Genomic DNA, 7,397 nt, shown 5'->3' on the forward strand with positions numbered 1-7,397 from the left:
AAGCACGACAAGCGCCACCCAAAAGCGAGAAAAGCGGCCGTCTCCCCGAGGGGAGGCGGCCGCTTTCCGCAGGCAGTGGAGATCAGTGCACGGTGACGGTCGGGCCGCTGATCAGCCCGCGCAGTTCCTCGGGAAGCTCGGCGCCCATCTCGTCGGCGATCCGCAGCGCCTCCTCGATGAGCGTCTCCACGATCTGCGCCTCGGGCACCGTCTTGACGACCTTGCCCTTGACGAAGATCTGGCCCTTGCCGTTGCCCGAGGCGACGCCGAGGTCGGCTTCGCGGGCCTCACCCGGACCGTTGACGACGCAGCCCATCACGGCGACCCGCAGCGGCACCGGCAGCCCTTCCAGACCGGCGGTGACCTCCTCGGCGAGCTTGTAGACGTCCACCTGGGCGCGTCCGCAGGACGGGCAGGAGACGATCTCCAGGCCACGCTCGCGCAGACCCAGCGACTCCAGGATCTGGTTGCCGACCTTGATCTCCTCGACCGGCGGGGCGGACAGCGACACCCGGATGGTGTCGCCGATCCCCTCGGCGAGCAGGGCACCGAAGGCGACCGCCGACTTGATGGTGCCCTGGAAGGACGGGCCGGCCTCGGTGACGCCCAGGTGCAGCGGGTAGTCACACTGCTCGGCGAGCTGCCGGTACGCGCGGATCATCACGACCGGGTCGTTGTGCTTGACCGAGATCTTGATGTCGCGGAAGCCGTGCTCCTCGAACAGCGAGCACTCCCACAGCGCCGACTCGACGAGCGCCTCTGCGGTGGCCTTGCCGTACTTGCTCAGCAGGCGCTTGTCCAGCGAGCCGGCGTTGACGCCGATCCGGATCGGCACTCCCGCCGCGCCCGCGGCGCGAGCGATCTCCTTGACCTTGTCGTCGAACTGGCGGATGTTGCCCGGGTTGACCCGGACGGCCGCACAGCCGGCGTCGATCGCCGCGAAGACGTACTTGGGCTGGAAGTGGATGTCGGCGATCACCGGGATCTGGGACTTCTTGGCGATCGCGGGCAGCGCCTCGACGTCGTCCTGCGAGGGCACGGCGACCCGGACGATCTGGCAGCCGGACGCGGTCAGCTCGGCGATCTGCTGGAGCGTGGCGTTGATGTCGGAGGTGAGGGTCGTGGTCATCGACTGCACGGACACCGGCGCGCCGCCGCCGACCGGCACCGAACCCACCATGATCTGGCGGCTGGCCCGACGGGGAGCGAGCGGCGGGGGCGGCACAGCGGGCATACCGAGACTGATAGCTGTCACTTCAGGCACTCACCTTGAGAAGAGCGTGATGGGGTTGACGACGTCCGCGGCGATGGTCAGCAGCGTGAACGCGCCACCGATCAGGATCACCACGTACGTGAAGGGCATCAGTTTGAGGTAGTCCACCCGGCCGGGGTCGGTCCGGCCGATGCGCGCGTAGACCCAGGAGCGGGCCCGTTCGAACCAGGCGATGGCGATGTGGCCGCCGTCCACCGGGAGCAGCGGCAGCAGGTTGAACACGCCGATGAAGAAGTTCAGCGACACGAAGAGCATGAAGAAGACGAGCCAGGCGTTGTTCTCCACCGCCTCGCCGCCGAGCCGGCTGGCGCCGACCACACTGATCGGGGTGTCGGCGTCCCGTTCGCCGCCGGTGAGGGCGGTCCACAGGGCGGGGACCTTCTGCGGGAGGCGTTTGAGCGCCTGGGCGGTGCCGACGGCCAGGTCACCCGTGAAGTCGGCGGTGGCGCCGAAGGCGCCGACCGGGCCGTACGTCACGCGGGTGGGCGTGCTGGGGACGAGCCCGACGCCGAGCGCGGCCACCGGCGCGGCGGCGCCGCTCGGGTTGTCCAGCGGCGGACGCTGGGTCTGCGCGAGCACCGTGCTGGCGCTGCCCGGCTGCCCGTCACGGACGTACTGGATCTGCGCGGTCTCCCCCGGCTTGAGCGTGCGCAGGGTGGTGAGCAGGTCGCCGTAGTTGCCGACCGGGGTGCCGTTGATCGAGGTGATCCGGTCACCGTTGCGCAGTTGCGCCTGGGCCGCCGGGCTGGCCGCGTCGGCGGACGTGCACTCCCGCACCGCGTTCTCCGGCACCACGCACTGGCTGAGCTGGATGACGGCGGGCTCCTGGCGGGCCTGCCCCTCGGTGGTCGGGAAGTCGGGGTTGGGCAGGCCTGCGGAGACGGCGAGGATCCAGATCGTGACCAGGGCGAGCGCGAAGTGGGTGATCGACCCGGCGGCCATCACGATCGTGCGCTTCCACACCGGGTAGCGCCACATCACGCGCGACTCGTCGCCCGGCTCGACGTCGTCGTCCTGCGGCGTCATCCCGACGATCTTGCAGAAGCCGCCGAGGGGGATGCCCTTGAGGCCGTACTCGGTCTCACCCCGCCGGAACGACCAGATGGTGGGGCCGAAGCCGACGAAGTACTTGGTGACCTTCATCCCGAACATCTTGGCGGTCAGCAGGTGCCCCGCCTCGTGCAGACTTACCGAGACGAGGATGGCCAGGGCGAAGAGGACCACCCCGAGCAGGTACGACATCAAGCTCCTTCCACCGAACCCGCGATGATCTCCTGCGCGTGCGCGCGTGCCCACGACTCGGCCGCGAGCACGTCGTCGACGGTACCTGGTTCGTCGAAGTCCGGAGCGTCCTCCAGCACGCGCTCGAGGGTGTCGACGATGCCGAGGAACGGCAGTCGGCCCGCGACGAACGCCGCCACGCACTCCTCGTTCGCCGCGTTGTAGATCGCCGGGCGGCAGCGCCCGGCCTCCCCGGCGGCCTTGGCCAGGGCGACGGCCGGGAACGCGACGTCGTCAAGCGGAGCGAACTCCCAGGTGTGCGCGGCCGTCCAGTCGACGGCGGTGGCGGCCTCCGGCACCCGGTCCGGCCAGCCGATGCCGAGCGCGATGGGCAGCCGCATGTCCGGTGGGCTGGCCTGGGCGATCGTCGACCCGTCGACGAACTCGACCATCGAGTGGATCACCGATTGCGGGTGCACCATCACGGTGATGTCGGCGTACGGCACGTCGAACAACTCGTGCGCCTCGATCACCTCAAGCGCCTTGTTGACCATGGTCGCCGAGTTGATCGTGACGACCGGGCCCATGTTCCACGTCGGGTGGGCGAGCGCCTGCTCCGGTGTGACCTGCGTCAACTCGTCGCGCCCCCGACCCCGGAACGGGCCGCCGCTGGCCGTGACGATCAACCGGCGCACCTCGCCGCGCGACCCGGACCGCAGGCACTGCGCCAACGCCGAGTGCTCCGAGTCGACCGGAACGATCTGCCCCGGCCGCGTCACCGCGGCCCTGACCAGCGGGCCGCCGGCCACGAGCGACTCCTTGTTGGCCAACGCGAGGGTACGACCACCTCGCAGCGCGGCCAGCGTAGGAGCGAGGCCCAGCGAGCCGACCACCCCGTTGAGCACGATGTCGCACGGCCACTGGGCCAGCTCGGTCATGGCGTCCGGCCCGGCCACGATCTTGGGAAGCTTGAAGTCTCCGGTGGCCCACCCACGCCGGCTCGCCTCGGCGTAGAACGCGAGTTGCAGATCCTGCGCGGCGGACGCCTTGGCCACCCCGACCGCCTCGACGCCCAGTTCGAGGGCCTGCGCGGCGAGCAGCTCGACGTTGCCGCCGCCCGCACCCACCGCGACCACCCGGAACCGGTCCGGGTTGCGCCGGACGATGTCGATGGCCTGCGTGCCGATCGAACCGGTGGACCCGAGCAGGACGAGGTCGCGGGGGGAAGTCACGCGCCCATTCTCCCCCACGGTCACTGAACACCCGCTGGGAGCCTCAACCCTCCCCGCCCACCTGTTCCGCACCTCGCGCCGAGCGCCGCCCGCCGCCGACCCTTGATCGACTCGCCTTCCAGGAAACCGGGCTATCCCCGGCACCCGGACACCCCAACTTCAACGAAACCGTGTCGATCACGCCAGGTCGTCGGCCGAGTCGGTGGGCGTCGGATCTGACGCTTCCTCGTCGAGCAGTTCGGCCGGGTCGATGGCGAACTCGAACGGCTCCCGCATGGCGAAGGTGCTTCCCGCCGCGGCGGCGGCCAACGGGCGGTATTCACCGTCGACCAACTCGAACAGGGCGATCGTCGGCACCCGGTTGCGCAGGTCCACCCGGAGAAAGAACGGCACCCCGACGGCCGCGTACTCCCGGGGCCTGTCGATCACGTCCTTACGCCGGTTACCCGGGGAAACGATCTCCCCCAGCAGCACCGCCTCGGCGATGGCAACCGTGGTGCGGCCACCGCCCGAGTTACGCAACACAGCGATGTCCGGGATGAAGAGATCAGCTCCGGAGATCACGTTGATCTCCGGATAGACCCAGAATCCGGCCTTCCGCGCAGCACGGTGCAGCACGTACGGCAACTCTCGCTCGACCGACTGATGATCGATTCCCGCGTGTGGTGTCACGATCACGCTTCCGCTCAGGACCTCAACCTTGGGGCCGTTGGTCTCCGGCAACAGGTCGAGGGCGAGCTGCGCGGTCCACGGCTCGTCGTGCCACCGCAGCACGTCGAACGACGGCTCGGTGTGCTGCGGCGCCGGCTCCGGCACGAACGCTGCCTGGGCCATCCGGGCTCACCCCCTCAGCGGACCATCCTGCTCAGCTCAGCCTAGTCCCGCAGCCCCGCGAAACCCTGGCCGCACACAGTGTCCGTCGGTGGGCGGAAGGCTGATGGGTTCGTCTCTCAACTGCCCCTCAACCGAGGGGCAAGCCTCGGCCTTAAGGCCAACTCCCCCGGATTCGTCAAACGATCGCTGAACAGGAGTGCGCCGAGGACTCTTTCCACTCCCGCAAGGCCGCATCCGCGGGGGAGTTCATCGCCATTGACTAGGCCTTTGACGTCAGCGGTAATTCTGAGACCAGCAGTGCCACCAACCCTTCCAGGTCATGTCCAGTCATTCTGGGCAGCGTCTCCAGCGTCGTCGCCGAGACGTCGACGAGGGTGCACCGGCGCTCGTTACGACCCGCCACGAGATACCACAGATGGCACCGGTACGAGCGCGGAGAGTCGCTGTTGAGCAGCGCCGGAACGATGACGTGCTCACCACGCGCTTCGACCGCCGTCGCAAGGGTGGTCTCGTCACTCCACCGCCCAGTCCATTTGTTCAGCCACGCCTCGTCATTGATCGCCTTGAGTCGGGGCGTACTCACCCTGTACGCCCCGATCACCGGATCGTCAAGGGGTATGGTCACTCGACCGTCCATTCCTGCCGTCTCTCCCCGGGAAGCCGGCGCAGGTCTCGCTCAAACACATCCACGGGGATCTGGGTATCCCAGTCAATTTCCGGGTGCTCCGCTGAGTCAGCCCGGCGCATCAACTCATAGATTCGGTGGTGGCCGCCCAATACCGCGTCGCGGGACTTCGTTACCAGGATCATGCTCTTGTCCAGGGGCGTCTCGACCGCCGCCTTGAGCTTCTCCGGGGACCAGTCCTTCATTCCTTCCAGCTTGTCCTTCCTCACCGGGTTGCTCGGCTCAAGTTGGGACAGTTCCCGCACCGACATGGTGGTGCAGTTGTGTACGAGAACCGGCGTAGTGCCGGCGATTACATAGTACGTGTGGACATTGGACACGGTGAGGTTGTGGACGACGGCTCGCGGAGTGGTCCACCGTTTGACGGCGGTGACCTGGACGCGGGTGCCCGCGCCGGTCGCCAACCACTCGCCTGAGCGCAGATCGGCGGCCTCGACCCACTCGTCTAGCTCCGGCACCCAGAAGGGATGCCCATCGGTCGCCGTGACTTCGGCGCTTCGATTGCCGCGATCCCCGTCGGTATCGATGGCGATCTTCACGAGGTGCTTGACACCGTCACCCTTGATCGCGGCGGTGACTGTCTCCACCTCGAGTCGACCCGTCTCTGGATCGGTGACCTTCACCTTGTCCCCAGGCTTGACGTCCTCGATCGGCTTGGTGGAGCCGTCCGCCATGAGGACCTTCGTGCCCGGAACGAAGCTGTTGTTGCGGCAGGAGTCGGTGGTCGTACGCGATCCGGGTGGTGCCGGCGTCGGGGTCGGTGGCGGTCTTCTGCCGACCCCGCTGGTCGTAGGTCCAGGTCCACGGGCGGGTCGGGTCGGCGGAGTGGGTGGCCTGCGCCAGTTGGCCGCGCGCGTCGTACGTGTAGCGCATCGACGTGAACGTGGTGCGGTTGGCGTCGTGTCCGCCAACGGCGTGAACAGCGTGCCGACCGGGCTGCCGTCGGCGAAGTAGGCGTTGTTTGTCTGCCACACCTCACCAGAGCTGCCGTACAACGTGTCGGTGATCAGGCGACCCGCGCCGGTCGCCTGTTCCTGGCTCTGCCGCTCACGTCCGAGACCGTCGTAGAGGGTGACCGCGGTCTGGACCTTGCCTTCGTGGCCGCGGCTGAAGGTGGTGATGTAGGGCGGTTTGCCGGGCCGGGTCGCGTGCTCGGCCTTGAAGTCCGGGACGAGGGAGGCGGACGGGGTACGGCCGGGCGCCCAGGCCTCGACGAGCCGACCCATCGGGTCGTACCGGGCCTCGCTGACCCGGTCGTGAGGCTTGCTCGGCGCTGCGCTTGGCCGCCTGGACGAATGCGGTCCAGGCCGACGGGGTGAAGGTCAGCCGCACTGGTCCTGATCAGTCGGCCGGGGTGGCACGACCCCGTCGCCGTAGTTGGCGGCCAGGGTCGCGGCCCACACGTCCGGGACGATCCGGCCGGGAAAAGCCAGCGGGACGTACGACTGCAGCGCGCCGACCGCGTCCAGCATGGGTGCGAACTGCTCCTGCCATTCGCTGCGTACGGCCGAGGTGGGGAACCCCCGGAAGACCGCGACTTCGGGATCCCGCTCACCCCAGCATCCCCACCTGCGGGAAGGCCCGGTCACGGCGATGACGTTCGCCGAGATCGCGATCGAACCGAAGATGTCGCTGGCAGCCTCGTGACCAATCAGCGCCCAGTAGTCGTCCTCGCCGGCCGCGACGGACAACGACAGGGCCGGATACGACTGATACTCCGACAGGTAGTACGCATCGCAATCCGGCTCAAGGACCAGCAGCTCGACGTGTTCGTCGCCATGCCAACGGGCCATCGCACAGAGCGCCGGCCAGAGCTCCGGGGCGAGGACCGCATCGAACTCGCAGAACAGTGACTCCCCGCCAACCTCACGGAAGACCTGGTCGGGCAACCTCACCGAGAGATCGAAGGTGGCAGCAGAGCGGGAGCGAATGCTCAGGTAGGCGCGGTTATCGATCACGACAGACTCCTCCCCCGGAGATCGTCAGGTGCCGCCCCGCCCCCGGCACCATGCATGACTGGATCGCGGGGTTGCCAACCGGACCTGCGACAGATCTTGGAGGGAAATCGCCCCTCCGGCGGGCTCAACCGGTGGTTGCAACACCGAGGAGCTGGGTCATCTTCTCACCTGGGGTGGCCCAGCCCAGGGTCATG

6 protein-coding genes and 1 pseudogene are annotated in these 7,397 nt (G+C 68.3%); all 7 read right to left on the minus strand.

Annotation, left to right across the window (positions count from 1 at the left end; genetic code table 11):
* Positions 1-82 precede the first annotated feature (82 nt).
* A complete protein-coding gene (gene ispG, locus ACPXBU_RS29085) occupies positions 83-1,255 on the minus strand; it encodes a flavodoxin-dependent (E)-4-hydroxy-3-methylbut-2-enyl-diphosphate synthase (protein WP_393373057.1) in 1,173 nt (390 codons plus the stop codon).
* Between the two features lie 9 nt (positions 1,256-1,264).
* Complete coding sequence (locus ACPXBU_RS29090) at positions 1,265-2,515, minus strand: M50 family metallopeptidase (RefSeq protein WP_393373054.1); 1,251 nt, start codon at positions 2,513-2,515, stop codon at positions 1,265-1,267.
* Positions 2,515-3,726, minus strand: a complete 1,212-nt coding sequence (gene dxr, locus ACPXBU_RS29095; protein ID WP_425760560.1) for a 1-deoxy-D-xylulose-5-phosphate reductoisomerase — start codon at positions 3,724-3,726, stop codon at positions 2,515-2,517. The genes ACPXBU_RS29090 and dxr overlap by 1 nt, the downstream gene beginning before the upstream one ends.
* Positions 3,727-3,903: 177 nt before the next feature.
* Positions 3,904-4,560, minus strand: coding sequence for a Uma2 family endonuclease (locus ACPXBU_RS29100; protein WP_425760562.1), 657 nt, complete (start codon positions 4,558-4,560; stop codon positions 3,904-3,906).
* Between the two features lie 259 nt (positions 4,561-4,819).
* A complete protein-coding gene (locus tag ACPXBU_RS29105) occupies positions 4,820-5,185 on the minus strand; it encodes a hypothetical protein (RefSeq protein ID WP_425760564.1) in 366 nt (121 codons plus the stop codon).
* Positions 5,182-5,961: pseudogene (locus tag ACPXBU_RS29110) on the minus strand (Hint domain-containing protein); the annotation flags it as partial. The gene ACPXBU_RS29105 and the pseudogene ACPXBU_RS29110, both read right to left, overlap by 4 nt.
* Positions 5,962-6,567: 606 nt before the next feature.
* Positions 6,568-7,203: a hypothetical protein gene (locus ACPXBU_RS29115; RefSeq protein ID WP_425760566.1), complete on the minus strand. Its 636-nt coding sequence runs from the start codon at positions 7,201-7,203 to the stop codon at positions 6,568-6,570.
* Positions 7,204-7,397: the final 194 nt, after the last annotated feature.

This window comes from Micromonospora sp. DT231 (assembly GCF_049847025.1).
In the GTDB taxonomy this organism is placed as follows: domain Bacteria; phylum Actinomycetota; class Actinomycetes; order Mycobacteriales; family Micromonosporaceae; genus Micromonospora.

Excerpts from the sequence above, each read along its gene's own strand:
- ACPXBU_RS29090 (WP_393373054.1), bottom strand. The coding sequence starts at position 2,515 with ATGTCGTACCTGCTCGGGGTGGTCCTCTTCGCCCTGGCCATCCTCGTC.
- ACPXBU_RS29100 (WP_425760562.1), bottom strand. The coding sequence starts at position 4,560 with ATGGCCCAGGCAGCGTTCGTGCCGGAGCCGGCGCCGCAGCACACCGAG.